The organism is Mesorhizobium sp. M2A.F.Ca.ET.046.03.2.1 (assembly GCF_003952425.1).
GTDB lineage: Bacteria > Pseudomonadota > Alphaproteobacteria > Rhizobiales > Rhizobiaceae > Mesorhizobium.
Genome location: NZ_CP034449.1, coordinates 2110397 through 2136259, shown reverse-complemented (window position 1 = coordinate 2136259; position 25863 = coordinate 2110397). Strand labels below are relative to the sequence as shown.

Sequence of the window (25863 nt, the reverse complement as noted above, 5' to 3'; positions counted from 1 at the left end):
GGCTCGAAGAGGAGCCGGTATGACTAAGAGGGAACCGTTTCAGAGTGGATACACTGCCCCTTTCGGGCTTCCCACTCACTCGCTGACGCCGTTCTCTTGGCGGCTTTCAGCAGACCTTGCGAAGTCGATGAAGGATTTCGCCTCCGGGACATTTCCGCACCGCTTCAATGCGGCTGGCCCCTTCAACATTACCAAGGACCGGATCTCTATTTTTGCACCAGCCATTGTTGCATGATTATCGGCTGGCGCGTTTGGTTCCCCGACGGCAGTGAATGCTAACTCAGGATGTTCGTCAAGAAAATATTCGTTTAAAAACCGATGCTTAAAAGGTCGGCAGTTCCCGCCTAGCTCTTAGGCAGAAAATGGGAAGCGGCGCCCGCGAGGATGGCTCCATCGAGAGTACTACTGATTGGGGCGGTACATAGAGGTCGGCGGTGCTCCCGCCGCGCGGTGGCGACGTGGTTGACCCAGGGGCCGACAGGGTCTTGGCACTGGTTGCTGGGGTAGCTCAAAAGAACGGGAACGTAGGCTCTACAGTATAGCGATGGACGATCGCGCGCTCGAGCACAGGGTCATGGAGCTTTATGGTCATTTCGGCCCTCTCACGCGGGCAGCGACCATTCATCTCCAGCGTGCCTGAAAAGATCATTCGACCCTCGTGCTCGTGGCCGTCGTGTTCAGAAACGAACTCCTGCAGCTCGGCAGGCCTCATCATCTGCTCGACCTTGCCCTGCTGCATGAGCTTGCCGTCGCAGACAAGCGACAGCTCCAGACTGTCCCAGTGATCGAGGACCTCTTCCAGGGGCCAGGCGTCCGGCGCGATTGATTTCAGACACATGTTCTTCGCCATTGGCGCGTTCTGCGCCTCCATGACAGAATCGGTCTGGTCGCTGCCGACCGTGACATAGTCACGTCCGCCTTGGCGGAAAACGACATACTCGACCTCAGGCGACGTGTCTGAACCAAGAACCTGCGTCTCCGTCGATTGCGACAGCAGCCCCGGTATGATCGGAAACAGCATGGGTACATGTGGCGGCGCCGGAATGCCGATCTCCTTCAGTTCTTCAATGTGAGCTTCAACGAGGTGGCGCGTTCGCCCTGTGTAGCCTGCAGCGAGCACGTGCCGGATGGTCGCAGAGACCGGGCCAGCGGGCGTTTGAAAGGAAAGGACCACGGTCATATCGATACCTGCGATAGAGGTTGGGAGGTCAGAGATGGACGCAGGTTAGCGAGCCCCGGCATCGACACACACATCGGAGATTCAATGGTTAAGTTGATGAAACCGAATGATTGACGTGCCTCTCCTTACATTGACGCTCATCCAAGTGTTGTTGGGAAAGCTCCCCTTGAAGGTGACCCGCGTCCCGTCGAAGTTCAAGCCAATGCGGGGAGCCGCTGGCTCGTGGCTCGGCTGCCTGAGAATACGCGAAAGAAGACAGGGTGATTTTGATGAATGGGTCTTTAAACCAGCCGCTTAGCGGCAACGACATGCCGCGCTTTGGGGGCATCGCCACGATGATGCGTCTGCCATACGCCCGGACGGCATCCGGTCTGGACGCCTGCTTTGTCGGCGTGCCGCTCGATATCGGCACCAGCAACCGAAGCGGAACCCGTTTCGGTCCGAGGCAAATTCGCGCCGAATCGGTCCTGCTGCGCCCTTACAACATGGCCACGCGCGCTGCGCCATTCGACTCTCTTCGGGTTGCCGATGTGGGCGACATTGCGACGAACCCATATAACCTGCTCAAGTCGGTCGATGCGATCGAACGCGGCATCTCCGATATCCTTTCTCATGGGTGCAAGCCTCTTTCACTCGGCGGCGATCACACCATGACGCTACCCATCCTGCGTGCGATGGCCAAGAAACACGGTCCCCTCGGTCTCATTCATATCGATGCGCATGCCGACATCAACGACACCATGTTCGGCGAGGAGATCGCGCACGGGACACCTTTCCGCCGTGCTGTCGAGGAAGGTCTTATCAACGCGCGCCGCACCGTTCAAATTGGCCTGCGTGGTACCGGCTACGCCGCCGACGATTTCGACTGGTCACGCCAGCAAGGGTTCAAAGTCTACCAGGCCGATGAGCTTTGGCATCGCTCGCTCGTTCCGCTGATGGATGAAGTTCGCGTCCATATGGGCAGCGGGCCGGTCTACATCACCTTCGACATCGACTCGCTTGATCCATCATTCGCTCAAGGCACCGGCACGCCTGAAATCGGAGGCCTCACCAGCATGCAGGCGCTTGAGATCGTCCGCGGTTGTTGGGGGCTCGACATTGTCGGCTGCGACCTGGTCGAAGTGTCGCCGCCTTTCGACACTTCCGGCAATACGGCACTCACCGCCGCGAATTTGCTATTTGAACTTCTTTGCATCTTGCCCGGGGTGGAGCGGAGAAACTGACATGGCAAGGCGGACCATTCTTTTCGCCTCGAACATCGATGACCCGGCGCCCTGGAAAGCATTCTTCGCCAGGGAACGGCCCGACATCGAGTTTCGGATCTGGCCGGATATGGGCAATCCGCAGGATATCACGCACGCTTTGATCTGGCGCATTCCGAACGGCGTTTTGGCATCATTGAAGAACTTGAAAGCCATCTTCTCGCTCGGTGCCGGCATCGACCAGATCATTGTCGATCCCGAATTCCCAAAGGATATACCGCTATTTCGGCTGGTGGACGCCGGGCTGCGCGAGCAGATGACGGAATACGCCCTCTACGGTGTCCTTCACTGGCACCGCAGGATGGGCGACTACGCCAGGCAGCAAGGAGCCGCCGAATGGCGGATGCACCCGGCCGTTCATCCCTCCCAACGTTTGGTCGGCGTTATGGGGTTGGGCGTTTTCGGCACCGACATAGCTCGAAAGCTGGCGTCCATGGGCTTTCGAGTCTCGGGGTGGAGCCGCACCCGAAAGATCATCCATGGCGTCGACAGCTTCGTGGGCGAGAAGGAGTTCCGCACCTTCCTGGGCCAGAGCGAAATTCTCATCAACGTTTTGCCCCTTACCAGCGACACGCGTGGCATCCTGTCTTCGGAGCTCTTTGCTCACCTGCCGGGCGGAGGCGCTCTCGTCCATCTTGGAAGAGGGGGACATCTTGTGGAATCCGATTTGGTCGCCGCCTTGGATGAGGGGCAGCTCGACTGGGCCATGCTGGACGTGTTCCCCAATGAACCGCTGCCGCGGGATAGCCCGCTTTGGGCGCATCCGAAAGCGTTTGTAACACCGCATGTGGCCGCACAACCGGTGAGCGACGCCGCCGAGCGCCTGATGCTAGAGAACTTCAACAAGTTCGATCGTGGCGAGGAACCAACAGGCCGGGTTGACTTGCGCGTTGGATACTAGGTGCGGCGGACGAAGGTCGCACAGCTGCGCTTTGCGACCTTCAGCATCCGGGATCGCCGCCGAACCGAGCCACGCTGCGTCCTCGTCTCCGTTAGGGTGCAACAGATCAATCCGAGTATCTGAAACGATGAGGCCCCCAGCGCGAGTGGGCAAGAAATGGGCATAAAACTCGACCGGATCGACATCACGATCCTCCATGAACTACAGAAAAATGGCCGCGTCACAAATGTGGACTTGGCCGAGCTTGTGAACCTTACGCCGAGCCCCTGCCTGATGCGGGTGAAGAGATTGCAGGACAACGGCTACATAGAGGGGTATTCAGCCCTCATCAATGTAGCCAAGCTGGGGCAAACCCTCACGGTTTTCACCGAAGTCACGCTGAAGAACCATCGCCAGATCGATTTTGCAAAATTCTTGGTTGCGGTCGAAAAGATCGAGCAGCTGATCGAGTGCCATTTGGTGTCCGGCGGTTACGATTACCTGTTAAAATTTGTCACCGCTGGTATCAGCGAGTACCAGACCATCATGGAGCGGCTGACTGGCGTCGATGCCGGCATCGACAAGTACTTCAGTTTTGTCGTGCTCAAATCTCCCATCGCCAGGACCCATATTCCACTTCCAACACTTTTCCCAAAATGAGTCGCGGCAGGGCTCAGGCCATGGCTTGGCGAACATCCTTGTCAGCTAGGGTCTGATCGAGCGTTTTGCGCGTCGCCGCGACGATGGCGTCGATCTCGGCATCGGTGCAGCATAGCGGCGGGGCGTAGCCGAGTACGCCTTGGGGAAACGCACGGATGATCAGCCCGTTGTCCCAGGCCCTGTCGAAAATTCGCCGCGCCGGTTCGGCTGTGGCGGGGAGGGGGGTCTTGCGCTCCTTGTCGACGACAAGTTCCACGGCAGCGAGCATTCCTCGTCCGCGAACGTCTCCTACCAGGGGATGGTCTTTCAGGCCTTCCAAACCGGCCATGAGGCGGGCTCCCGCGCGCCTCCCATTATCCAGCAGCCCGCCTTCGTAGAGTCGCAGAGCCTCCAGACCGACGGCGGCGCAAACCGGATGCGCCGAATAGGTGTAACCATGACCGACGGCATTCTCGCCTGCGCGATCAGCAATGACGTCGTAGACCTTATGGCTCATGAACACCGCCCCCATCGGTACATACCCAGAGGTCAATCCCTTGGCCACCGTCATGAGGTCGGGGACGACGCCATCCTCCTCGCACGCAAACAGCGGTCCGGTGCGACCGAACCCGGTGATGACCTCGTCCGCTACGAAAAGGATATCTTTGTCCTGGCAGAGTTTCCGGACCGCCCTCAGCCAGCCGGCCGGCGGCACGAGCACACCCCCGGATCCCTGAATCGGTTCTGCAAAGAATGCGGCGACGCGTTCAGCCCCGCCCACCTCGGCAATCTTGGCCTCGAGCGCTTTCACCGAGGCTGCGATAATGGCGGAAGGATCCGTCCCAACTGGATTGCGATAGACATAGTGTGAAGGAATCTTGTGCTGCCAAGCGAAGGGCAGGCCGAACCCGGCGTGAAACGCCGGAAGCGCCGTCAGGCCGGCACCGACCGTGGAAGAGCCGTGATAGCCGTGCCCGAGCGAAATGAACTGATCCTTCTCCGGCTTCCCATTCGCGTTCCAATAGTAGCGGATGAACCGCACCGTGCTATCGACTGCGTCCGATCCACCGAGCGTAAAGTAGACGTGCTTGAGATCGCCCGGAGCACGTTCCGCCAATTCGGCCGCAAGTCGTATGGCAGGCTCGGATCCCAGGCTGAAATAGCCGGTCGCGTATGGCAGTTCGCTGAGCTGGCGCGTCGCCGCCTCGATGAGACTCTCCTGCCCGTAACCGGCGTTGACGCACCATAGGCCCGCGAAACCATCAATCAATCGGTGACCGGCAGCATCGGTTACGGTTGCGCCCTTGGCGTTTTTGAGGATCCGAACACCCATCCTTTCGTGGCCTCGATATGAGGCAACCGGATGCACCAGATGAGCACGGTCGAGTTCCACAAGTGAGTTGCTGAACATTCTGCATCTCCAGATAAGTACTTGGGGCGAAAACCTTCCCGAACTTTAGCGCGATCGACTTGGAACATCTTTTTGAACGGGGGCGTTTTTGCGCAATCTTGATCTCTCGAGTCGATCGACGCAGCATCTTGTTGGGTCGCCAGCCCCGCTCGCGAGCGGCATTGCCAGAGCAAAAAAGAAGGGGCTGCCGGGCAGCCCCTTTGAGGTGGGGAGTTTCCTGATGCCCGCCGATGAATCAGCTCAAGCCGCCGAAATGGAATGCTTTCGTTTCAAGGTATTCCTCGATGCCTGCCTGCGAGCCCTCGCGACCGAGACCCGATTGCTTGACGCCGCCGAAAGGTGCGACTTCGGTCGAGATCGCACCGGTGTTGAGACCGACCATGCCGAACTCGAGCGCCTCGCCGACGCGCCAGGCGCGCTTGAGGTTCTCAGTGTAGAAATAGGCGGCGAGCCCAAATGGCGTTGCGTTGGCAATTGCTATGGCATCCTCTTCTGTCTTGAAGCGGAAAAGTGGCGCGACCGGACCGAAGGTCTCCTCGCTGGCCAGCAGCATGCTGGTCTTCGCGCCGGTCAGCACGACCGGGGCGACATATTGCGATCCTTTCGGCAGGTCGTGCTCCTTGGTGATGACTTCGGCGCCCTTGGCCAGCGCGTCCTCGACGTGCTCCCGGATCTTGGCAACGGCGGCGTCGTTGATCATCGGGCCAATCGCGACCCCCGCTTCCGTGCCCGGACCGACTTTCATTGCGTTGACGCGCACCGCAAGCTTCTTCGCGAACACATCATAGACGCCGTCCTGTACCAGGAGGCGATTGGCGCAGACGCACGTCTGACCACCATTTCTGAATTTGGAGACGATCGCCCCTTCAATGGCAAGATCTAGGTCGGCATCATCGAAGACGATAAAGGGGGCGTTGCCGCCGAGTTCCAGTGAAAGACGCTTCACGGTATCGGATGCACCGCGCATTAGCAGCGATCCTATTCGGGTCGAGCCGGTAAATGAGATCTTGCGTACCGTCTCATTGGCCATGATCTCCTCACCGATCTCACCCGGTTGGCCTGTGACGACGTTGATCACGCCAGGAGGAATTCCTGCCCGCTCTGCCAGCACCGCGAGGGCGAGCGCGGAATAGGGCGTGTATTGCGCCGGTTTGACAACCACGGTGCATCCGGCCGCGAGCGCTGGCGCAACCTTGCGCGTGATCATCGCGTTCGGAAAGTTCCAGGGCGTGATGATGCCGCAAACGCCTACCGGCTCCTTGAGGACCACGATCCGGCGGCCGTGTGTAGGCGAGGGGATGGTGCAGCCGTTAATGCGGCGGGCCTCCTCCGCGAACCACTTCACAAACGATGCGCCGTAGCGAATCTCTTCCCTTGCTTCGTCCAGAGGCTTACCCTGCTCCGTGGTCAGGATCAGTCCAAGGTCGTCGAGATGTTCGATCATCAGTGCATGCCATGCCTCCAGCAGCGCGGCGCGCTCGGCATGCGTCGTCTTCCTCCACGCCTCGAAGGCAGAAGCGGCCGCCTCAATCGCCAGCTTGGTTTCCACACCGCCCATCGCGGGAACGGTGCCGATCACTACCTGCGTGGCCGGATCAGTGACGGGCAACGTTTTGCCCGAAACGGCAGGAACCCATGCGCCGGCAATCAGCCCAGCCTGTCGAAACAGTTCCTTGTCTTGCAAACCGTGCATAGCGGCCCCCTTGGTCAATCGAGCGCGGTGAGAACCGCGGCGGTGATAGCGTCAGTTCTGTCCTTGCCGTGGACGGTGGCGATGCCTCGCGCGGTCGTCGCTTCCAGGGCGCTCATGAGGCGCCTGGCCGCTCCTGCTTCTCCGAGATGGTCGAGCATCATCGCTCCGGACTAGATAGTCGCGATCGGGTTCGCGATGCCGAGATGGGCGATGTCCGGAGCGGAGCCGTGCACGGGCTCGAACATTGATGGCGCGGTGCGTTCCGGATTGATGTTAGCCGATGCCGCGAAGCCCAACCCGCCCTGAATGGCTGCCCCGAGGTCGGTGAGGATGTCGCCAAAGAGGTTGGAAGCCACTACGACATCGAGGCTTTCCGGGGCCATAACCATCCGCGCAGCCATTGCGTCGATATGATAGCTGGTCAGGGCAACATCGGGGTACTCGGAGCTGAGTTCCCTGGCGACATCGTCCCAAAACACCATCGAGAATTTCTGGGCGTTCGACTTTGTCACCGAGGCAAGCCTGCCTCTACGGGCTCGTGCCTGTTCAAACGCGAAACGCAGGATGCGTTCCACCCCGCGGCGCGTAAAGATGGACGTTTCCACGGCAACTTCCCCATCTGTGCCCTGATGGATACGTCCGCCCGCGCCGCTATACTCGCCCTCGGTATTCTCACGGATGCACAAAATATCGAAGTCTTGCGACCGCAACGGGCTAGTCACACCAGGCAACAGGCGATGCGGCCTGATGTTGGCATATTGCGAGAAGGCCTTGCGGATCGGCAACAACAGCCCGTGCAGCGAGACGGAATCCGGGACCAGCGCCGGCCAGCCCACGGCGCCAAGCAAAATAGCATCGAAAGCTCGCAGGATCTCGATGCCATCGTTTGGCATCATTGCTCCTGTTTCCTTGTAGAAGGCGCACGACCAAGCAAATTCCGTGCCTTGGAACTTGAAACCAGAATTGTCAGCGACCCTGCCGAGGACCTGCCAAGCTGCGGCTGTGACATCGCGGCCCACACCATCGCCAGGGATGAGTGCGATACGATAAGTCTTCATTTGGCTATCCCGCACAAGCAACTGGCGCCCCAGCGCCTTGACGTCTGATTGTCGCGAAGCAGGCCGAAAATGAGATGCTGAATCGGCTGTCGGGCCAGTCGAATCTGCTGCGCGATACTTTGCTCAGAGGTGAAAGTTCGGGCCCCGGCAAGCGGTTGTGATGAGCGCCGCACACATTGCGGTTCGCCTTACCGCGTCCCGCGAACCAGCAAGTCATGAACCGCGAGAAGCAGAAACTCGGCGCCCGCGCGGATCGCGGCCGGCGTCGAATGCTCGTCGCTGTGATGGCTGATACCGCCCTTGCTCTCGATGAATATCATCGCCGTCGGCACGTCACGGCTGGCGAAGACCTGGGCATCGTGACAAGCACCAGACGACAGCAGCGCGCACTGCAGATTGTTTTTGGCGGCGATGGCGAAGAGACGGTCGCGCAACCCCTTCGAGAGGGGAGCAGGTGGATCGATAACGTTACGACCTCTGACCGTCGTCAACCCGGCTTGGCCGGCTGCGTACCGAAAGGCCCTGTCGACGATGGATCTGAGGGCAGCGATGGTTTCGCGATCCTGGGCTCTTACCTCACTGTCTACGATCACCTGCCCTGGAAGGACGTTCGTTGACCCTGGACTGACGCGCAGATTGCCGAACGTCATGGTGCCGGCGTCAGCCAAACCTTCCTCAACCATTGCCGCAATGGCGCTGTGGATTGCCGAGGCTGCACAGACGAGCGCATCCTGGCGGTCGGCCATCGGTGTCGACCCCGAGTGCCTCGCCTTGCCTGTCAAGGTGTAGCTGGACAGATCCATGCCGACGATGGCGTCTACGATGCCGATGTCCAGCCCCAAGCGCTCGAGCACCGGGCCCTGCTCGATGTGCAGCTCCAAATAGGCCTCCACCTCGTCCAGCTTGCGCGCAGCTTTGCTTACTGCGCTGAAATCAAGACCGACTGCCAGCATGGCCATAGCCAAGGTGCCGCTGTCTTGAATGTCGGCCGGCTCCAGCGCTCCGGCCATCGCCTTGGAACCCAGCAAGCCGTGGTAAGCGCCTTCTTCATCCGCGAATGCGACGACCTCGAATCCGGCGGACGGCTGCAATCCGCTGGCGGCGATTGCGCGGGCACACTCCAGACCCGCCAGCACTCCGAGGGTCCCGTCGAGCGAGCCGCCGCCGCGCACGGTGTCGATATGGGACCCGCATATCAACGTTCTGCCGGTCTGTGGGCCCAGCCGACCGATGATGTTGCCGGCACCATCGCGGTGCGCCGTCATGCTGGCTTGGCACATGGCCTGCATCAGCCATTCTTCGGCATCGACAATCGCAGGTGAGAAAGCGGGACGATCAATCCCGCCTGCTTCCACGGCACCAAAACCCGCCAGCGTCCGAATGTCGCCCAAAAGACGGTCGAGGTTCAAGAAGGCGCGAATATCACCTGACATCCTAGGCCTTTATGACGATTTCCCTCGGAAGTTTCGAAAACCTCTCGCAGCCGCTTTCGGTCACCAGAATGCTTTCCGAGAACCCGATGCCGTACTCACGATACTTCAGGCAAAGTGGCGGCATATGGAAAGTCATGCCGGGCTGGAGCAAACGGGATTCATTCTGCTGCAGGGAAATGATCTCGCCTTCGCCCCAATCCGGCGGATAGCTAACGCCAATGCTGTAGCCCAGACGGTTGCGGTGGTAGGGCGCAAAGCCCGCCTTGGTGGTGACTGCGCGTGCGACAGTATCGGCATCGTGCGAGGAAACGCCTGGCCTGATAAACGCAAGCGCTGCGGACGTAGCGTCGATGCATGCCTGCGCGGCCCTTAGCCACTCATCCTTGGGCTTGCCAAGGAAGATCGTACGCATCAAGGCTGCCGTATATCGGCGATGCGAAGCGGAAATCTCAAAGTACATAAGATCGTCCCTACCCAGCGCATTTTTCCCGCCCGTCTGATGGGGCAGACAACTGCGTTCTCCAGCGAGCACGAAGGGAGGCAGACCCATGTATTCTCCGCCAGCCGCCAGCAGCGCTCTGTTTACCTCTCCGTTGATCTCGTCGCCGGTGGCGCCTGGGCGTGTTGCCTCATACCCCGCCTGCATTGCCACATCGACGAGCGCGGCCGATCTGCGCATCACCTCGACTTCTTCCGCTGATTTGATCATGCGGGCGTTCCACAGAACGTGGGTAGCATCTACATACTCGTTGGTTGGAGCTGCCCGGGCGAGCGTCTCGTGCTCGTCTACGGTGTAGAAAAAGCTCTGCTTTTCGACCCCTATGCGCTTGTTGCTTCCAAGACCGAGCTGGTCGAGGACATTGGCCGTGACGCTCGGTGCGTGATCCCAGTCGTATACCTTTACGAATTTCGTGGACCAGGCGAATTCCGGTGTGTTTATCCACTCGAAGTCCCGAACGAGAAAGACCGGCTCTCCGTCCTTCGGCACGACGATGCAGTGGTAACGGTAATAGCCGGGCGTTTCGTAGCCGGAGAAATAGGTAATGTTTTCCGGGCCACGCACGAGGAGCGCGTCCAGCCCCAGATCGTCCATTGAGGATTGGATCAGGTCATAGCGCCTGACGAATTCTTCCGGTGAGAAGGCGAGGCGGTCATGGGAGATCATTGGCAACTGATAGCCACGGGCCGTCGGTCGAACTGTCGGCTGGAAGGTGACATGCTCGGTGTGCTCGGCAACACTGAGGATCTTGTGATCGGCAATGTTTGGCTGTGCGACTATTCCCACGATCAATCTCCCTGTCTTGACACGTTGGAAGCACCAATCTCAGTTTGTCGTTTCGGAGAAAAGGTGAATGCTCTTGAGTTCGTTTGAGCGTTTTTCAATGTAACAACGTGGAGAGCCGGATGCCAACGAGGGTGATGGACCTGGATCTCAGGCTGCTGCGGGTGTTCGTTGCCGTAGTGGAGGCCGAAAGCTATACAGGCGCCCAGATTACGTTGAACGTGGGACACTCAACGATCAGCCTGCATATGTCCGACTTGGAAAAGCGGCTTGGTTTTCGTTTGTGTGAACGGGGCCGGAGCGGTTTTCGTCTTACCGAAAAAGGTCGCACAGCCTACGAGGAAACCAAGCGAATGCTTGCCCAGCTCGATGACTTCGCTGGCAGCATGGCAGGGCTTAAGAAACGGCTCGCTGGTCGGCTGGTGATCGGCATGGTTGATTGCCTCACGATGGATCCGCGCTTTCCGCTTGCACTGGCTCTTAGGGAGTTCAACGAGCTAGACCATGATGTCCATGTGGAGCTCGTCGTTTCAGATCGGCTTGACCTTGAGAGGGCAATCCTGTCGGGCCACATGCACGGCGCGATCGTACCCTATGTCCGCGACATTGGCGGTATTCACTTCAGGCCTCTCCTGGAAGAGACCCATCGCCTTTTTGTCGGCCGAGGTCATCCGCTGTTTTCCAAAACGGCCGAGGAGGTCTTGGAGGACGAGGTCTTGAAGTACCCCTTCGTGATGAGAGGATACCGGCAGCCGTTCGACGAGGAGTACTTTCCTGCCTTGCGCTACCACGCCACAATCAACAACATGGAAGCGATGTTGGTGATGCTACTTTCAGGAGGGTATGTGGGGTTCCTGCCTGAGCACTACGCAAGGTATTGGGTGGAACGAAGCGAACTGAAGCCGGTTGAATGTAAATCCCTCGTCTACCGATCCCGGCATCAATGGGCCACGTCGATTTCCAAAAGCGCTCCGAAGGCCCCGGCTTTTGCAGCTTTCTCCAAGGTTTTTGAGCGCTTCCTCGAACCTGATGCACGCTAACCACCAGCGCAAAGCAATTGGGATCGGCCGATACTCAGGTGGTTCTGGGAACGCGCGAAGCCCATAACCAAACACTTTGAATTTCGTCAATGTTTGCAGCGCAATCCTCGCATCGACCGCACCAGCGATGATCTCGTATGAATGCTCCTGTAGGGAACAGGAGTTGTCCTTATATGATCGCACGAGCAATTGGCTACGTTGTTGCCGGCCCATGGCACCAAACCGGCAAAGCTCCGGTGGAAGTGGACGAGGCAGCTCTGCGATGGCTCGCTGCCGCCAGCACCTTCGCCGCCTTTGTCGGTATTGTCGTGTTGGCGTTGTTACTTAATCTGACAAGCCCGATCGGCGACACAACAGATGAATCGCGCAGCCAAGACATCATCGGCCGGCACTGAGCAACTGGCATTGGGCTAACCGCAAGGCTCTGCCTTTGAATGCCTAAGCCTATGCTGCCTTGGCCACTCCCCTCGAGGGCACCTATCGATGCGCGGTCAAGGGCTCACGTTGCGCAAAAGATGGAAAGCACGTCTAGCCGTCGTGGAAGTTCCGATCGCGACTGACACTCGACCGGTAGGCAAGCTGGTCCAGCTGCTTTTTCGACGGCAGGTGAACCCGCATATTCGCTTACCCACGGGGATCGAGCAGACTGCGTGCTACGTCTTCTATATGCGCGCGCATAGCCAATTCAGCTTGCACAGCGTCGCGATCACTGATCGCATCGAGAATATTCTTGTGCTGTTGCGCATAATGCTCCCGCCGCTCCGGCGTGAGCACGGCCTGACGAAGCTGGTTCCATGTCCTTTGCCGTCGTATTGCGTTGAAGCTGTCGAAGATGGAAAGCAGGAGCCGATTGCCTGTGACGAGACACAGCGCCCGGTGGAACTGCCCGTCCCAGGACTCCCACGCAGCGGGATCTCCCGAGACCCTTCCCTTCTGAACAAGCACGAACATATCGGAGATCTGAAGTTCGCTCGCGCGCAACGCCGCCATTCGGGCGATCTGGGGTTCGATCGCCAGTCGTGCCTCGAGCGCCTCGGCCGGGCTCGTGTTTGCGGTAACGAACGACAGTTGTGTTGGTGCTTTTTCGGGACGCGGACCAACAAAAGTGCCTTGACCGACATGACGCCAGATTCGTCCTTCCGCCTCGAGCCGATCAAGCGCCACTCGCAGCCCCATACGACTGACGTCGAGCTGACGCGCCAGATCACGTTCCGGCGGAAGTCGACTCTGCGGCTGGAAGCGATTTTCCCGCAGCATTTCGTCAAGCTTCTGGTGAGCGTAGTCGGATCTCTTCATTTTAGACCATTCGATATTGGTTTATTTCGATCGGCAAGCGCCCACTATGTTGACAGGGCCTATACGTTGGGGAATAGATAGCGAAAATCATAACATAAGACTATCGGGATATAGACCAATACGCAATGGTCCAAATCGTTGGGCCGATAAAGAATGGGAAGGTTGTCAAATGTCTCGTGTTTCCAAAACTGCCGGTTGTGCCATCGCGCTCGGCTTCGCGGTTGGCGTTGCCCATGCATCGGAAGTGACACCGCCGGCGGATATCGCCAAGGCGGGCAAGATCACGTATTGCGCGGAATTCGGGAATCCGCCGCTCGGATTCTATGATGAAAATCAGGTTCTAGGTGGTCTGGATGTCGATATCGGCACCGAGATCGGGAAGCGGATGGGGGTGAAGGTCGAGTGGAAGGAAACTGCATTCAGCGCGATCATTCCGGCTCTCCTGGCGAAGCAGTGCGATGCCATTCTGTCGCAGCTTTTCGACAAGCCGCAGCGCCGCGAAGTCGTGGATTTCACGAACTACATGTATTCGAGCCAGTCGCTCTTGGTGCCGAAGGGAAATCCGAAGAACGTCAAGGGGCTTGAGGATCTTTCAGGCCTCAAGGCTGCTGTGGACAATGGCACGACGATCCAGAGCCTGCTGGAGGAACAGAACAAGAAATTCAAGGAGGCTGGGAAACCCGAGGTAACGGTCACGGTCTTCCCCAAGGATTCCGATGCCCGTCAGGCGCTGCAAATTGGCCAGGTGGATGTCTACGGAACCACCCTCGAAACGGCTGCTTTCTTCCTTCAGAAGGCTGGCCATATTTTCGATATTGGCGGTGAGCCGTTCGCCAAGATCAAGACCGGCATCGCCACCCGCAAGGGTGAGGCCGACATGCATGATGCCGTTCAGAAGGCCTTCGAATCGATGAAGGCCGACGGCACCTACAAGAAGTTGCTCGCGAAATGGGGACTCGAAGGGGACGCCATCGAGTAGGCGGTCACCATGAACTTCGAATGGAGCGTTTTTTGGGAATACCTGTTCCGGCCAAGTTCCGTCTATTTGCATGGGCTTTGGCTGACCTTAAGCATCAGCGTGATTTCCCAAGGCTTCGGAACGCTCCTGGGGCTTTTCATAGCCTTGGCCCGGATTTCGAAGCATCACATACTACAAGTGCCTGCACGGATCTTCGTGTGGGGTTTTCGCGGCACGCCATTGTTGGTGCAGATCGTGTTCATTTACACCGGTCTGGCTGCCGCGAACATTTTCCGTTTCGAGGATATTGATCTCGGTTTTGCGGTCCTTCCCGGCAATATGCAGGCGGGAATCCTTGCATTGACGCTGAACGAAGCTGCCTACATGGCGGAGATCATTCGCGCGGGAATCAATTCCGTCGCTATAGGCCAGACGGAAGCATCCAAGTCCCTGGGAATGACTTATGGCCTCTACATGCGCCGCATCATCCTGCCCCAGGCAGCGCGCGTGGTTGTTCCGCCACTGGGCAACGAGTTCAACAGCATGCTGAAAAACACAACGCTGCTGAGCGTGATCGGCGTTCCCGAACTGCTGCTCGCAACGCAGATGGTAACCTCTGTAACTTTCCGAGTTTTTGAGTTGTATATGGTGGTCGCCTGCTACTACCTGACGCTCACCACCCTCTGGGGCTTCGTACAGCAGCGCCTCGAGTCACGGTTTGGCGATCCTGCCTCGGCAGCGGCCCGGAAGCTTGCACCAAACGGATACAGGCGCCTTTTCGGTTTTGGCCAGATTGGAGAACCGCGATGAGCGATGATCCGGCGGCTGAGCCCGCGATTGTCACCGCGCGCGGGGTGGAAAAACACTTCGGCGATCTTCATGTGCTCAAGGGGATCGATCTTACCGTCCGTAAGGGAGAGGTGGTCGTCATTGTTGGCGCATCGGGCTCGGGCAAGACCACATTCATACGCTGCATCAACCATCTGGAGCGGATCCAGAAAGGTCGCATCGAGGTCAACGGCCATTTGATTGGCTACCGCGAACGCAACGGTCAGCTTGTGGAAGACAGCGAGCGCAACATTGCTCGCCAGCGCTGCGAGATCGGGATGGTCTTCCAGCTGTTCAATCTGTTCCCGCATCTGACGGCTCTCGAGAACATCATTGAAGCGCCGATCCACGTTCGCAAGATCCCGCGTGAGGAAGCGCTTCGAACCGGCCGCGCACTTCTGGCTCGTGTTGGCCTGGCCGACAAAGAGGACACCTATCCCTCGCAACTCTCCGGTGGCCAGCAGCAGCGTGTTGCCATCGCCCGCGCTCTGGCCATGCGTCCTGCGCTCATGCTGTTCGACGAGCCTACCAGCGCGCTCGATCCCGAGATGATTGGGGAAGTGCTGGACGTAATGAAGGAACTCGCCCGTGAGGGCATGACCATGATTGTGGTGAGCCACGAGATGGGCTTCGCGCGCGAGGTGGCAAACCGCGTGATCATGATGCATGGCGGCCGGATAATAGAGGACGCTCCTCCGGAGCAGTTCTTCACCGCGCCGGCTCATGAAAGAACCGCGGCGTTTTTGTCTCGGGTCATCAGCAGGAAAGAGTGAGAGCGGCAGGCATGAATACGATCCGCGATATTCTGAGTTCCGCGACCTCGGAGGGCCAAGCAATTGGCGCTCCTGCTCGCCCGGGTGTCGCCTTCGGAGAACTGCTGGCTCTTGTCGACCGGACGGTCCTATCGCTCAATAGTCTTGGCGTTGGGAGGGGTGACAAGCTCGCGATCGTTCTTGATAACGGCCCCGAGATGGTTGCCGCCTTCCTCGCCTGCGCAAGCGCCTGTACGACAGCTCCACTCAATCCAGCCTATCGCGAGGACGAGTTCTTCTTTTATCTGGACGATCTCAAGGCGAAGGCGCTTCTCGTCGCAGCCGGTAGCGATAGTCCGGCGTTGGCTGCGGCTGCGCGTGTCGGGGTACCGATAATCCACCTGCATGCGCGAACGGAGGGTCCAGCGGGGCTGTTTGATCTGTCGGGCACATCGTCGGCGGCCGCCACGCCGGGGCTGGCGCATTCGGAGGATGTCGCGCTGGTCCTGCATACTTCGGGTACGACCTCCAGACCTAAAATAGTACCGCTTAGTCACACGAACCTCCTGACTTCAGCGGCAAATATCGTACGGACGCTCAAGCTCGGGTCGTCGGACCGTTGCCTCAACATCATGCCGCTGTTCCATATTCACGGTTTGGTCGCGGCCGTGCTGGCAAGCCTTTCGGCTGGCGCCAGCGTCTTCTGCACGCCTGGATTCAACGCCCTGAAGTTCTTCGGCTGGATGAACGAGGCTAGGCCGACCTGGTATACGGCCGTGCCAACGATGCACCAGGCGATTCTCGCCCGCAGCAGTGGCAATGCGGAGATTATTGCCGCCAACCCTTTGCGATTCATCCGTTCGAGCTCGGCATCTTTGCCGGCACCCGTCTTCGCCGAAATGGAGCGGGTTTTCGGGTGTCCGGTAATCGAAGCATACTCGATGACTGAGAACGCCCATCAAATGACATCCAATCAGTTGCCGCCAGGCCAGCGCAAGCCAGGAAGTGTCGGGCTCGCCGCGGGACCCGAGGTTGCGATCATGGCCGAAGATGGAAGATTGCTTCCTCTGGGGCAGATCGGAGAAATTGTCACACGCGGCGCTAACGTGACCCGTGGTTATGAGAACAACCCAAAGGCCAACTCCGAGGCGTTCACCAACGGCTGGTTTCGCACCGGAGATCAGGGTGTGATGGACGATGACGGTTTTCTTCGCCTTACCGGTCGGCTCAAAGAGATCATCAACCGCGGTGGCGAAAAAATCGCCCCGCTTGAGGTGGATGAAGTCCTGATGGCCCACCCGGCGGTTCACCAGGCGGTGACCTTCGCCATACCGCATAACAAGCTCGGCGAGGACGTTGCCGCGGTCATTGTCCTGAGGGAGGGCGCCCAGGCCGGCGAGCGGGATATTCGCGAGTTCGCTGCTGGTCGGCTTGCCGACTTCAAAGTGCCAAGACGTGTGGTCTTTGTGCCCGAAATTCCGAAGGGCGCCACGGGCAAGATGCAGCGCATTGGCCTCGCGGCAAAACTTGGGCTGGCATAGGCATGACTAACAAAGTCTCACGCGCCAGGAGTGATTCCGAAGCCGCGCTCCCTCGCCTCGCGAAAGCGAGCTCGAGGCCCACAGGACGCGAAGCTCAGGGCCGTCGCGACATTTTTCAATTGTAACTGACAAGCAAATGGAATGACGGCGCGGCGTTGGGCTTGCCGTTTTCATTCTCGACGTTGCCGATAGGAGAACATTATGCGCGACTTCCAACTTCCTGGCCGCTCTCCGGCAATGGCCATGAATGGCATGGCGGCCACCCACAACCCCCATGCGGCGCGAGTGGCCATTGAGGTGCTGCAAAGTGGAGGCGCGGCAATCGATGCGGCAGTCGCCGCGGCCGCTGTGCTTGCAGTCGTGGAGCCGCAGCAAACCGGAATCGGCGGCGACTGCTTTGTCATCATGGCCAAGAATGGCACCGATCAGATCGTTGCCTACAACGGCTCCGGGCGAGCACCTTCCAGGCTTCCAGCTGACGAACTCGCCGTTGGCCATGGCCAACTTGAGGATTCAAGCCCGCATGCCGTTACTATCCCGGGCGCGATTGATGCGTGGACCCGGCTCGTGGCGGATCATGGACGCAAGGAGATCGGTGAGCTTCTTGCTCCGGCAATTGCCTTTGCGCGGGATGGATTTCCGGTTCACCCTCGGGTGGCGGAAGATTGGGCTTTGGAGGAACCGCGGTTGCGGCGCGACCCCAATGCAACCCGCGTTTTTCTTCCGCGTGGCCGGGCCGCTCGGGCAGGGGAGGTATTTCGCAACCCAGGCCTGGCTGACGCGCTCAGCCTGGTCGCCGCCAAAGGCAGAGATGGATTCTACAAAGGGCCCGTGGCTCAGGACATCGTGAGCTATCTGCGCTGTCTGGGTGGCCATCACACAATTGAAGATTTCGAGATCGCCGCAGGCGAATATGTCGAGCCGGTCCGGACGGATTACCGGGGCATGGAAGTCTGCCAGATTCCGCCCAACAACCAGGGCATCACCGCGCTCCTCATGCTCAACATCCTCGAGGGTTTTGATCTGGCGGCGCTCGAGCCCATGAGCGCTGAACGCCTCCACGTTGAAATCGAAGCGGGCAGACTGGCCTACCGTGATCGTGATGCTTTTGTCTGTGACACGCGGCATGCCGCATTCCCAGTGAATGAAATCCTGTCCAAGGATTACGCCGCACGCCTACGAAATGAGATCCGCCGCGATCGTGTGGCAGACCATCTGCCGCCGCCGCTGATGCGCAAATCGGACACTGTTTACCTGACGGTCGTCGACCGCGATCGCAACTGCGTCAGCTTCATCAACTCCGTCTATTGGGGCTTCGGATCAACCCGGGTCGCGCCGACCTATGGCATCACCCTTCAAAATCGAGGCATGGGCTTTTCGCTCGATCCCGCTCATCCCAACGCGATAGGGCCGGGCAAGCGCCCCCTCCACACGATCATGCCCGGCCTCGCCATGAAAGACGGTCGGCCATTCCTTTGTTACGGGGTCATGGGTGGGGACTATCAGCCATTTGGACACACACACGTGTTGACCGGCGTCGTCGACTTCGGGCTCGATCCGCAGGAGGCGATCGATCAACCCCGTGTCTTCCATTCGCTAGGCGAAACCCAGGTCGAGCGTGGCGTTCCGGTCGATACGGTCGAGGGACTCAGAAAACTCGGCCATCGCATCGTCCAGCCAATCGAGCCGCTCGGCGGCGGACAAATGATAAAGATCGACTGGTCCGAAGGAGTGCTTATCGGAGGCTCGGATCCGCGCATGGACGGATGCGCGCTTGGCTATTAGATCGCCGATCCAAGAGGCTCTCTTCCGGCCAACCTTTGAAGGATCATCGCGCGAGGTGGATCGGATGCTGCTGGATTGCTCGATCGTGCAACGGGGTATCCGATGATGCGGATCTGCGTGTTCGGCGCCGGAGCGATCGGAGGTCTCGTAGGCGCCAGGCTCGCCGCACAAGGCGATGCCGAAGTAAGTCTCATCGCCAGGGGCGCCCACCTTGCCGTGTTGCGCGACAAGGGTTTGACACTGAAGTCCGAAGAGGGCGAGACCACCGTCACCGTGCGCGCAACGGACCAGGCCGCGGACCTCGGCGCCCAGGACTACGTCTTCCTGGCTCTCAAGGCTCATTCACTTCCCGGCATCCTTGCCAGCCTGAAGCCGCTTCTGGGACCTGAAACGGCGGTCGTCACGGCGCAGAACGGCGTCCCCTGGTGGTACTTCTACAGGCACGGCGGCGTGCATGAAGGCCGCCGCATCGAGGCTGTCGATCCGAATGGTGTGCTGTGGGAGGCGATCGGACCTCAGCGCGTGATCGGCTGTGTCGTGCATCCGGCCGCCGAAATCGAGTCTCCCGGCGTCATTCGACATATCGAAGGCGATCGGCTGCCGCTTGGCGAACCTTCGGGCGAGAAGACCGAGCGGACCGCCAATCTGGCCGCTCTCCTCGCCTCGGCGGGATTCAGGGCGCCAGTCCGCCCGCAAATCCGCAATGAGATTTGGGTCAAGCTGTGGGGCAATCTCTCGCTTAATCCAGTCTCCGCTCTGACCGGCGGGAAGCTCGACGAAATCTGCGCCGATCCAGGCACGCGGGCGATCATTCGCGCAATGATGGTCGAAGCGCAGACGATCGGCGAGGCTCTGGGGGCAAGTTTCGGGATCGATGTCGATCGACGCATCGCCGGCGCCGCCGCGGTCGGCGCGCACAAGACATCAATGCTGCAGGATCTGGAACTTGGCCGGCCGATGGAGATCGACGCTCTCGTGACTGCCGTCCAGGAACTGGGCCGTCTCACCGGTCAGGCGACCCCGACGATCGATATCGTCGAGGCGCTCATTCGGCAGCGTGCGAGGCTCGCTGGCTGTCTTTGACAACGTCCGTCAATAGGTTGTTTGATCGGCGATCATTCTTGCTGCCGCCGGCCGGATCGCCCTCCGGATGAAAGCGCGATCGGCGCCAACCGCAGCGCACGGAGCGTTGCTCCCTTCTAATTGAAATCTATATTGCAGCCCCAGGTATTAATTACGTTAACCCAGATTTCCAGCTTAAGTGTATTCCCGAACTGTGCGTTCCACTTGCTCACGATGTGATCGCACAGAGATTGAAATTTTGGCTGAAATTCGTGATCGCTGGTTGAAATCTTTATCACGACATCTGGAACCGCGGAGGCCTGCACTGCTAGGGAGTTAAATGCAATTGCTGTGCACTGGTTCAATTCAACGATGATATCGTGGTCCGGAACGTTCAAGGTCTCCTTCGCCGCCGCATAAAGAATATCCATCACAGAAGTCCGGCGATCAGCCAATTCTTTCTGGGATTCGAGGGATTTAGGGAAAATTTCAATATAAGCCATTACAGTATATTCCCGCGAATTCCGTTGAATTTCGTAGTTTATGAAGGATGGTGCTACCAATAGTATCAGAGGAGATTATTTCTCCCGGAGTCTTACCTCCATCAGCTCTATGGGGAGCCCAATGGACGGGTCCATGTCCATCTTTACTTCTCTGGAATGTTCAGATGACAGCGTGTCGGTCACCTGCCATCCCAGTTTTGATAGCCGGGCCAATTCTGCGTCCATATCAGGGGTGAGGAAGCCGATTTCACTCAAGTGCCCAATTGGCGCACCGCACCCGGTGTCGTAGCCCAGCTTCTGTTTCTCGATCGGCTCCATCAGTTCAAGGTAGAAATCGTCATTCACCCAGGCGCCGCTGACAAAGGCCTCTCCCTTGAATAAATTTCCTTCAACGCGAGTAAAACCTTCTTTGCCGATACCAAAAGACTCGGTCAGCAACCTTTCCGTCCGGCCGATATCTTCAACCCGGATGCAGACGTGGTTCATGATGAGCCTCTGTTCCTGGTGGCACTTTTTAACCAGGCGCATCATTCGGCTCTCGAAACCTTCTTCTTTGCCATGATTTTCCATAACTAAATCCTCCGATTGTTTCGCCAAACAAAATTAGGAGATACCGACAAAGTTGGTCTCGAACGGCGATCAGTCTTGGCTGTCAACGCAAGCGGCAAGTCGCTCCATGAGGTCAGTCCCTTCCCCCCCCGGCAGGTCGCTCAAAGCATCCTGCGATGCAAAGCCGCGTCTAACCCCCTGGCGCGACAACATTCAGGACGCAGGGACCGATAGCTTCAAGGCAGTATCCCCCTTCGAGCACAAACATGTGGGGGTGGCCCAAGGATGCCACGGCTTCGCCAATCCGGTTGAAATCATCCAGCTCCAGGGCCAGACGCCCCGCCGGATCCTTGGCATAGGTGTCCACGCCAAGCGCCACCACCACGTAGTCTGGAGAATAGTCGCGCAGCCTCTCGAGCGCGGCCGTCAAAGCTTCGCGATAGCCCGACCAGTCGGTACCGGGCCGAAGTGGCAGGTTCAAATTGAAGCCTTCTCCAGCCTCGGCGCCGATCTCGTCGGCGTAGCCGGAGAAATATGGGTAGTCCACCGACGGATCGGTGTGGAGAGAGATGGTGAGGACGTCGGACCTGGTCCAGAAGATGTCTTGAGCACCGTTGCCATGGTGAGCGTCAACATCCAGGATCGCGACCCGAGCGCCATCTCGCGTCAGTTCCTGTGCGGCCAGCGCGGTGTGGTTGGTGTAACTCGTTCCTCCACCCATGTCGCGGCAGGCATGATGCCCCGGAGGACGAGCCAGGACCAGTCCCGTCGATCCCGAGAGGCGAAGATCCCTGGCACCCTGAAGGGAAGCTCCGGCTGCGCCAAGGGTGGCAGGCCACATCGCCGGCGTGATCGTGCTCACGCCATCGAACATGTAGTAGGCGATCTTGCCTTCTATCGCGCTTGGGCATCGAGGCGGCCGGTTGCGGTGCGGCCAGACGAAGCCGACGCCATCGAGTTCGGTTCCGAATGATCTCGACCATTCATCCCAAGCCGTGGCGAGGAAATCCAGGTAGTCTTCGGAATGAATGGTGCGAAGATCTTCCTTCAATGCGGGTGCACAATCCAAGACATCAATGTGGCCAGCCTGCCGTAAGGCGTCCAGAACGGCGCCTGTGCGCTTCGCCACGTCGAGCGTCGGGACGAACTTCCCAGGGTTGAGTTCGATTTTCGATTGATGCTCCAGGTGAGCATCGCATTTGTAGATTTTCATCTGCTCATTCCCGGTTGGCTCAGGCGCTGTTTGCGATCCGAAGATCCGGCGGCACCTCTGTCAGCGCGGTCTGAAGGGCTTCGAAGCACCGGTCGGCGTCGGCGGTGCTGAAGGCCAAGGGCGGCCTTATCTTGATGATGTTTCCCAAGGGGCCCGTCGAGGCAACCAGGACGCCCAGGCTCGTCATCCGCTCACGCACCCAGCGGGCCGCGAGTTTCGCGGGAGCGCGCGATGTCCGGTCGACGACAAGCTCGACGCCGTAGAAAAGGCCGCGCCCATGGATGTGGCCGACCAGCTCGTGCGTGCCGATCAGGCTGTCGAGAGATGCCTTGAGATGCGCGCCGACACGCTCGGCGTTGCCTTGCAGGTTCTCGCCCTGCAGCACGTCCAAGGTGGCGTTGGCGACAACCGTCGAAACGGTGTTGCCGCCGAAGGTGTTGAAGTAGCCAGTGCGACGCTGGAACTCCAGGGCGATGTCGCGACGCGTCACGAGCGCGGCGATAGGATGCCCGTTGCCCATCGGCTTTCCCATGGTGACCATGTCGGGACGAACACCGAAGGCTTCGAAACCCCACATATGCGTGCCCGATCGTCCGAAGCCCATTTGAACTTCGTCGGCGATGCACAACGCCCCTGCGCGGCCCGCTTTGTCGAAGGCAAGGCGCATGTAGTCCGGCGGCGGGACCAACGCCCCGTTGCCGTCAAAGATCGAGTCGATCAGCAACGCTGCCGCACCCGGTCCCCTTGCTTCGAGGCGCGACGCTGCCTCCGTTACGTGACCGGAGTATCGTTCCCCCAAATCGGCCTGTGCACCTCGATAGATGCCCCGGTAGACATTGGGAGGCGGCACCGCTTCGACCCAGCCCGGCTTGTCCTTGATGTCGTATTCCAGCAACGAGAGCGGCGCGACCACCGATGTGTTGCCGTGGTAACTGTTTTCCGTGATGATCACGCCTTCGTTGCCGGTAACCGACCGCGCAATGCGAACCGCCAGGTCGTTGGCTTCCGAGCCGGTACAGACAAAGATCCAGGTATCCAGGCCTTCTGGGAGGGTCGCCGTCAGCCGCTCTCCGAGCCGCAGGATCTCGCGATGAAGATAGCGGGAGTTGGTGTTGAGCGTGGCCGCCTGCCGGGCGAGCGCCTCAACCACATAGGGATGGCAATGCCCCACATTGGCGACGTTGTTGTAGCAATCCAGGTACTCCGTCCCGGAGGCGTCGAAGAGTTTTGTGCCGCGACCGCGCACGAGTTCGAGCGGCTCGTTGTAGAACGTATAGGTCTCGCCCAAGACGGATTGCCGGCGCGAGATCAGGGCTCCGATATCGCTCGAAGTCTGTTCCACCACGGGCGATGGGATCGGAGCGGGCACCACGGACGGTGTCATCGAGGCGACGAACGCGTCCTTGTCGATGGGGGCGAGGCGGGATATAGCCGCCGAATACAGCGATTGCAGGTCGTCGAGTTGCTGGTCATTCCGGCCGTTGACGACGACCTGGTAGCGGACGAGCCCGACTTGGAGGATTAGGCGGGCCAGCACCAGATCCTTGAGCACCGCAAGATCGGCGGCCTCCAGCGGCATATGCCTTTGGTAGCCGCGCACGACGGCTGCCGCGGCCGCCACTGGCTCCGGACTCCAGTGGATGAAAGACGCTACGGCAACCGCCAGGTCCTGTGCGATCGTCCCATAGACCATGTCGCCAAAATCGATAACACCCACAACTTCGAACGAAGGCTCCGCCCGGACCAGGACGTTGCTCTCGTGGAAATCATTGTAGATGACCTGGGATCGGAGGCGCGGGAGCGCCGCAAATGTTGATCCGGCGAAGTGCTCCAATGCCCGATCGACGTCCTGGCGGATTTCTTCCGGGATATAGTCCCGCAGCCAATCACCAAGGACCAGGCCATTTGCCAGGTCCCACGGCATCGGTCGAAGGGCGCCGCGATGATTGAACCCCTGGAGCGCGCGTGCCAGGCGGCCTTGGGCCGCGCCGAGGCTCAGGAGGTCGTCAGTGGACAGATTGAAGCCTCGCCGGCTCAACAGATCCATGACAGTTTCACCTGCGACGAACGAGAGGACCCGCAAAGCGTGCTTTCCTCCTTCTCCGTCCGAAATGCCGGAAAGCAGATCACCTTCAAGGGTCCTGCGAACCCGCGGGACCTGGATAGCTGGATCTACCTTCTCGATATGTTCAAGTGCTTTCGCCTGAAAGATGAGGCTTTCCTCATCCTCTTCGAGGGATGCGATCTTGACGACAAACCTTTCGCCTGCGGCGGTGACGAGACGATAATTCTGTTCTCTTTCCCCTCCCAGCTGATGCCATTCGCCTGACAGTCCGTAACGGTCGAGCACATGGTCCACGACCGGCTTCAGGTCCAGTTGCGGCGGCTTGATGCTGCGCAGGAGCGAGCGCGCTTCAGCCTCGGTGAGTGTCGTTTGCATGATCGAACTGGTACCTCGATTTCGACGCCCTGCCAGCTAAGCCGTCATGGCGGACGTGAGGGCGTCGCCCAGATCCTCGCGTCTCATGAAGCCAACCCGTTTGCCCGTGGAATTGCCGAAGGCGATCACGCTGGCCCCGCTCTGGAATGTTTCCGCGACTTTTCGGAGTGTCGCCTCAGCCGCGAGCTGCACGTCGAACGCGCCCGGCTCTCCACGCTGCATGAAGTTTTCCGCGGTCAGTATTCGACTACGCTCCGCGCTCGCGGTGAATGCTCTGACATAGGAATCCGCGGGGTTCAGGATCAGTTCCGCCGCGCTGCCGGTCTGGACGAGCTGGCCCTTGCGTAAAAGAGCGATGCGATCTCCAACGCGAGCAGCCTCGTTGAAGTCATGGGTCACGAATACGGCAGTCTTGGACAGCGTTTTCTGTAGCCTGAGAATTTCGTCCTGCATTTCTTCGCGAATGAGCGGATCGAGCGCTGAAAAGGGTTCGTCCAGCAGCCAAAGGCTCGGATTGGTTGACAAGCTGCGAGCAATGCCGACACGCTGCTGTTGGCCTCCGGATAGTTCATGCGGGTAGTGATCCTCTTTGCCGGACAGCCCGACAAGCCCAATCATATCGAGCGCCTTCTGCCTCCGATCAGCTGCGCGCACACCTTGGATTTCCAGTGGCAACTCCACATTGCCGACCACGGTACGGTGCGGAAGCAGCGCGAAATTCTGGAACACCATGCTCATGTGCGTACGACGCAGCAGTTGCAGGCTCTTGCCAGGCACAGCGCGCAGGTCCTGACCCTCGAAGCGCAACTCTCCGGCCGTCGGCTCCACCAGGCGCGTCAAGCATCTCAGCAGAGTAGACTTTCCGGATCCGGAAAGCCCCATGATGACCAGGATCTCGCCCTTCGCCACGGAGAGATCGATGTCGGCCAACGCCACGAAACCGCCGCGCTGCTCCACCGAGGAGATGTTCTCGGTAAGTGGCAAGCCGGGATCGATACTATGCGCCTTGGCCGATCCGTAAATCTTCCAAAGGTTCTTGCAGCTCAACATGGCTATCC

At 59.2% G+C, this 25863-nt stretch carries 23 protein-coding genes and 1 pseudogene; 12 read left to right on the top strand and 12 right to left on the bottom strand.

Annotated features, from left to right (window positions below; translation table 11 throughout):
• Positions 1–19: 19 nt before the first annotated feature.
• Entirely contained in the window at positions 20–235 is a 216-nt protein-coding gene (locus tag EJ072_RS10160; protein WP_126079571.1) for a hypothetical protein, read from the top strand.
• Between the two features lie 273 nt (positions 236–508).
• Here the strand turns inward: EJ072_RS10160 and EJ072_RS10155 are convergent, their stop codons facing one another.
• Positions 509–1180 (bottom strand): DUF2848 family protein, encoded by a 672-nt coding sequence (locus EJ072_RS10155; RefSeq protein WP_126079570.1) that lies wholly within the window; start codon positions 1178–1180, stop codon positions 509–511.
• Between the two features lie 269 nt (positions 1181–1449).
• On the opposite strand from EJ072_RS10155, the gene speB reads away from it, so the two are divergent.
• The 3 genes from speB (at position 1450) to EJ072_RS10140 (ending at position 3982) form a co-directional block, all read left to right on the top strand.
• The gene (gene speB / locus EJ072_RS10150) at positions 1450–2403 is read left to right on the top strand and encodes an agmatinase (RefSeq protein ID WP_126083582.1); all 954 of its coding nucleotides are present in this window, start codon (positions 1450–1452) and stop codon (positions 2401–2403) included.
• 1 nt (position 2404) lies between these two features.
• On the top strand, positions 2405–3343 hold the full coding sequence (locus EJ072_RS10145) for a glyoxylate/hydroxypyruvate reductase A (RefSeq protein ID WP_126079569.1): 939 nt from the start codon (positions 2405–2407) through the stop codon (positions 3341–3343).
• Positions 3344–3505: 162 nt separating this feature from the next.
• Positions 3506–3982 (top strand): Lrp/AsnC family transcriptional regulator, encoded by a 477-nt coding sequence (locus tag EJ072_RS10140; protein ID WP_126083581.1) that lies wholly within the window; start codon positions 3506–3508, stop codon positions 3980–3982.
• Positions 3983–3995: 13 nt separating this feature from the next.
• On the opposite strand, the gene EJ072_RS10135 is transcribed toward EJ072_RS10140, so the two are convergent.
• The 5 genes and pseudogenes from EJ072_RS10135 to EJ072_RS10115 form a co-directional block, all read right to left on the bottom strand.
• The gene (locus tag EJ072_RS10135) at positions 3996–5372 is read right to left on the bottom strand and encodes an aspartate aminotransferase family protein (RefSeq protein WP_126079568.1); all 1377 of its coding nucleotides are present in this window, start codon (positions 5370–5372) and stop codon (positions 3996–3998) included.
• 235 nt (positions 5373–5607) lie between these two features.
• Positions 5608–7065: an NAD-dependent succinate-semialdehyde dehydrogenase gene (locus EJ072_RS10130; protein WP_126079567.1), complete on the bottom strand. Its 1458-nt coding sequence runs from the start codon at positions 7063–7065 to the stop codon at positions 5608–5610.
• Between the two features lie 14 nt (positions 7066–7079).
• Positions 7080–8123 (bottom strand): annotated as a pseudogene (locus EJ072_RS10125) (tartrate dehydrogenase).
• Between the two features lie 188 nt (positions 8124–8311).
• Positions 8312–9556, bottom strand: coding sequence for a Zn-dependent hydrolase (locus EJ072_RS10120; protein ID WP_126079566.1), 1245 nt, complete (start codon positions 9554–9556; stop codon positions 8312–8314).
• Between the two features lies 1 nt (position 9557).
• Positions 9558–10841, bottom strand: coding sequence for a Xaa-Pro peptidase family protein (locus EJ072_RS10115; protein WP_126079565.1), 1284 nt, complete (start codon positions 10839–10841; stop codon positions 9558–9560).
• A 134-nt stretch (positions 10842–10975) separates the two neighbouring features.
• On the opposite strand from EJ072_RS10115, the gene EJ072_RS10110 reads away from it, so the two are divergent.
• Together EJ072_RS10110 and EJ072_RS10105 are read left to right on the top strand one after the other, a co-directional pair.
• Complete coding sequence (locus tag EJ072_RS10110; RefSeq protein WP_189343283.1) at positions 10976–11878, top strand: LysR family transcriptional regulator; 903 nt, start codon at positions 10976–10978, stop codon at positions 11876–11878.
• Between the two features lie 173 nt (positions 11879–12051).
• Entirely contained in the window at positions 12052–12273 is a 222-nt protein-coding gene (locus EJ072_RS10105) for a hypothetical protein (RefSeq protein ID WP_126079563.1), read from the top strand.
• Positions 12274–12502: 229 nt separating this feature from the next.
• On the opposite strand, the gene EJ072_RS10100 is transcribed toward EJ072_RS10105, so the two are convergent.
• Entirely contained in the window at positions 12503–13174 is a 672-nt protein-coding gene (locus EJ072_RS10100) for an FCD domain-containing protein (protein ID WP_126079562.1), read from the bottom strand.
• Between the two features lie 169 nt (positions 13175–13343).
• On the opposite strand from EJ072_RS10100, the gene EJ072_RS10095 reads away from it, so the two are divergent.
• The 6 genes from EJ072_RS10095 (at position 13344) to EJ072_RS10070 (ending at position 20121) form a co-directional block, all read left to right on the top strand.
• Positions 13344–14153, top strand: a complete 810-nt coding sequence (locus tag EJ072_RS10095; RefSeq protein WP_126079561.1) for an ABC transporter substrate-binding protein — start codon at positions 13344–13346, stop codon at positions 14151–14153.
• A 9-nt stretch (positions 14154–14162) separates the two neighbouring features.
• Positions 14163–14942, top strand: a complete 780-nt coding sequence (locus tag EJ072_RS10090) for an amino acid ABC transporter permease (protein WP_126079560.1) — start codon at positions 14163–14165, stop codon at positions 14940–14942.
• A complete protein-coding gene (locus tag EJ072_RS10085; protein ID WP_126079559.1) occupies positions 14939–15733 on the top strand; it encodes an amino acid ABC transporter ATP-binding protein in 795 nt (264 codons plus the stop codon). The genes EJ072_RS10090 and EJ072_RS10085 overlap by 4 nt, the downstream gene beginning before the upstream one ends.
• Positions 15734–15744: 11 nt before the next feature.
• Complete coding sequence (locus tag EJ072_RS10080) at positions 15745–17253, top strand: acyl--CoA ligase (protein ID WP_126079558.1); 1509 nt, start codon at positions 15745–15747, stop codon at positions 17251–17253.
• A gap of 201 nt (positions 17254–17454) precedes the next feature.
• Positions 17455–19038, top strand: coding sequence for a gamma-glutamyltransferase (ggt, locus tag EJ072_RS10075; protein WP_126079557.1), 1584 nt, complete (start codon positions 17455–17457; stop codon positions 19036–19038).
• 105 nt (positions 19039–19143) lie between these two features.
• Positions 19144–20121: a 2-dehydropantoate 2-reductase gene (locus EJ072_RS10070; RefSeq protein ID WP_126083580.1), complete on the top strand. Its 978-nt coding sequence runs from the start codon at positions 19144–19146 to the stop codon at positions 20119–20121.
• 116 nt (positions 20122–20237) lie between these two features.
• Here EJ072_RS10070 and EJ072_RS10065 read toward each other — a convergent pair whose 3' ends face one another.
• The 5 genes from EJ072_RS10065 to EJ072_RS10045 form a co-directional block, all read right to left on the bottom strand.
• Positions 20238–20603, bottom strand: coding sequence for a hypothetical protein (locus EJ072_RS10065; RefSeq protein WP_126079556.1), 366 nt, complete (start codon positions 20601–20603; stop codon positions 20238–20240).
• 75 nt (positions 20604–20678) lie between these two features.
• The gene (locus EJ072_RS10060) at positions 20679–21173 is read right to left on the bottom strand and encodes a VOC family protein (protein ID WP_126079555.1); all 495 of its coding nucleotides are present in this window, start codon (positions 21171–21173) and stop codon (positions 20679–20681) included.
• A gap of 169 nt (positions 21174–21342) precedes the next feature.
• On the bottom strand, positions 21343–22365 hold the full coding sequence (locus tag EJ072_RS10055) for a histone deacetylase family protein (protein WP_126079554.1): 1023 nt from the start codon (positions 22363–22365) through the stop codon (positions 21343–21345).
• Between the two features lie 19 nt (positions 22366–22384).
• On the bottom strand, positions 22385–24805 hold the full coding sequence (locus EJ072_RS10050; RefSeq protein WP_126079553.1) for an aminotransferase class III-fold pyridoxal phosphate-dependent enzyme: 2421 nt from the start codon (positions 24803–24805) through the stop codon (positions 22385–22387).
• 36 nt (positions 24806–24841) lie between these two features.
• Positions 24842–25855 carry an ATP-binding cassette domain-containing protein gene (locus EJ072_RS10045; RefSeq protein ID WP_126079552.1) on the bottom strand — a complete coding sequence of 338 codons (1014 nt, stop codon included), beginning with the start codon at positions 25853–25855 and terminating at the stop codon, positions 24842–24844.
• Between the last annotated feature and the right edge of the window lie 8 nt (positions 25856–25863).

Coding starts and splice junctions, on each gene's coding strand:
- EJ072_RS10160 (WP_126079571.1), top strand. CDS start 20: ATGACTAAGAGGGAACCGTTTCAGAGTGGATACACTGCCCCTTTCGGG.
- EJ072_RS10155 (WP_126079570.1), bottom strand. CDS start 1,180: ATGACCGTGGTCCTTTCCTTTCAAACGCCCGCTGGCCCGGTCTCTGCG.
- speB (WP_126083582.1), top strand. CDS start 1,450: ATGAATGGGTCTTTAAACCAGCCGCTTAGCGGCAACGACATGCCGCGC.
- EJ072_RS10145 (WP_126079569.1), top strand. CDS start 2,405: ATGGCAAGGCGGACCATTCTTTTCGCCTCGAACATCGATGACCCGGCG.
- EJ072_RS10135 (WP_126079568.1), bottom strand. CDS start 5,372: ATGTTCAGCAACTCACTTGTGGAACTCGACCGTGCTCATCTGGTGCAT.
- EJ072_RS10130 (WP_126079567.1), bottom strand. CDS start 7,065: ATGCACGGTTTGCAAGACAAGGAACTGTTTCGACAGGCTGGGCTGATT.
- EJ072_RS10120 (WP_126079566.1), bottom strand. CDS start 9,556: ATGTCAGGTGATATTCGCGCCTTCTTGAACCTCGACCGTCTTTTGGGC.
- EJ072_RS10110 (WP_189343283.1), top strand. CDS start 10,976: ATGGACCTGGATCTCAGGCTGCTGCGGGTGTTCGTTGCCGTAGTGGAG.
- EJ072_RS10105 (WP_126079563.1), top strand. CDS start 12,052: ATGATCGCACGAGCAATTGGCTACGTTGTTGCCGGCCCATGGCACCAA.
- EJ072_RS10100 (WP_126079562.1), bottom strand. CDS start 13,174: ATGAAGAGATCCGACTACGCTCACCAGAAGCTTGACGAAATGCTGCGG.
- EJ072_RS10095 (WP_126079561.1), top strand. CDS start 13,344: ATGTCTCGTGTTTCCAAAACTGCCGGTTGTGCCATCGCGCTCGGCTTC.
- EJ072_RS10090 (WP_126079560.1), top strand. CDS start 14,163: ATGAACTTCGAATGGAGCGTTTTTTGGGAATACCTGTTCCGGCCAAGT.
- EJ072_RS10085 (WP_126079559.1), top strand. CDS start 14,939: ATGAGCGATGATCCGGCGGCTGAGCCCGCGATTGTCACCGCGCGCGGG.
- EJ072_RS10080 (WP_126079558.1), top strand. CDS start 15,745: ATGAATACGATCCGCGATATTCTGAGTTCCGCGACCTCGGAGGGCCAA.
- ggt (WP_126079557.1), top strand. CDS start 17,455: ATGCGCGACTTCCAACTTCCTGGCCGCTCTCCGGCAATGGCCATGAAT.
- EJ072_RS10070 (WP_126083580.1), top strand. CDS start 19,144: ATGCGGATCTGCGTGTTCGGCGCCGGAGCGATCGGAGGTCTCGTAGGC.
- EJ072_RS10065 (WP_126079556.1), bottom strand. CDS start 20,603: ATGGCTTATATTGAAATTTTCCCTAAATCCCTCGAATCCCAGAAAGAA.
- EJ072_RS10060 (WP_126079555.1), bottom strand. CDS start 21,173: ATGGAAAATCATGGCAAAGAAGAAGGTTTCGAGAGCCGAATGATGCGC.
- EJ072_RS10055 (WP_126079554.1), bottom strand. CDS start 22,365: ATGAAAATCTACAAATGCGATGCTCACCTGGAGCATCAATCGAAAATC.
- EJ072_RS10050 (WP_126079553.1), bottom strand. CDS start 24,805: ATGCAAACGACACTCACCGAGGCTGAAGCGCGCTCGCTCCTGCGCAGC.
- EJ072_RS10045 (WP_126079552.1), bottom strand. CDS start 25,855: ATGTTGAGCTGCAAGAACCTTTGGAAGATTTACGGATCGGCCAAGGCG.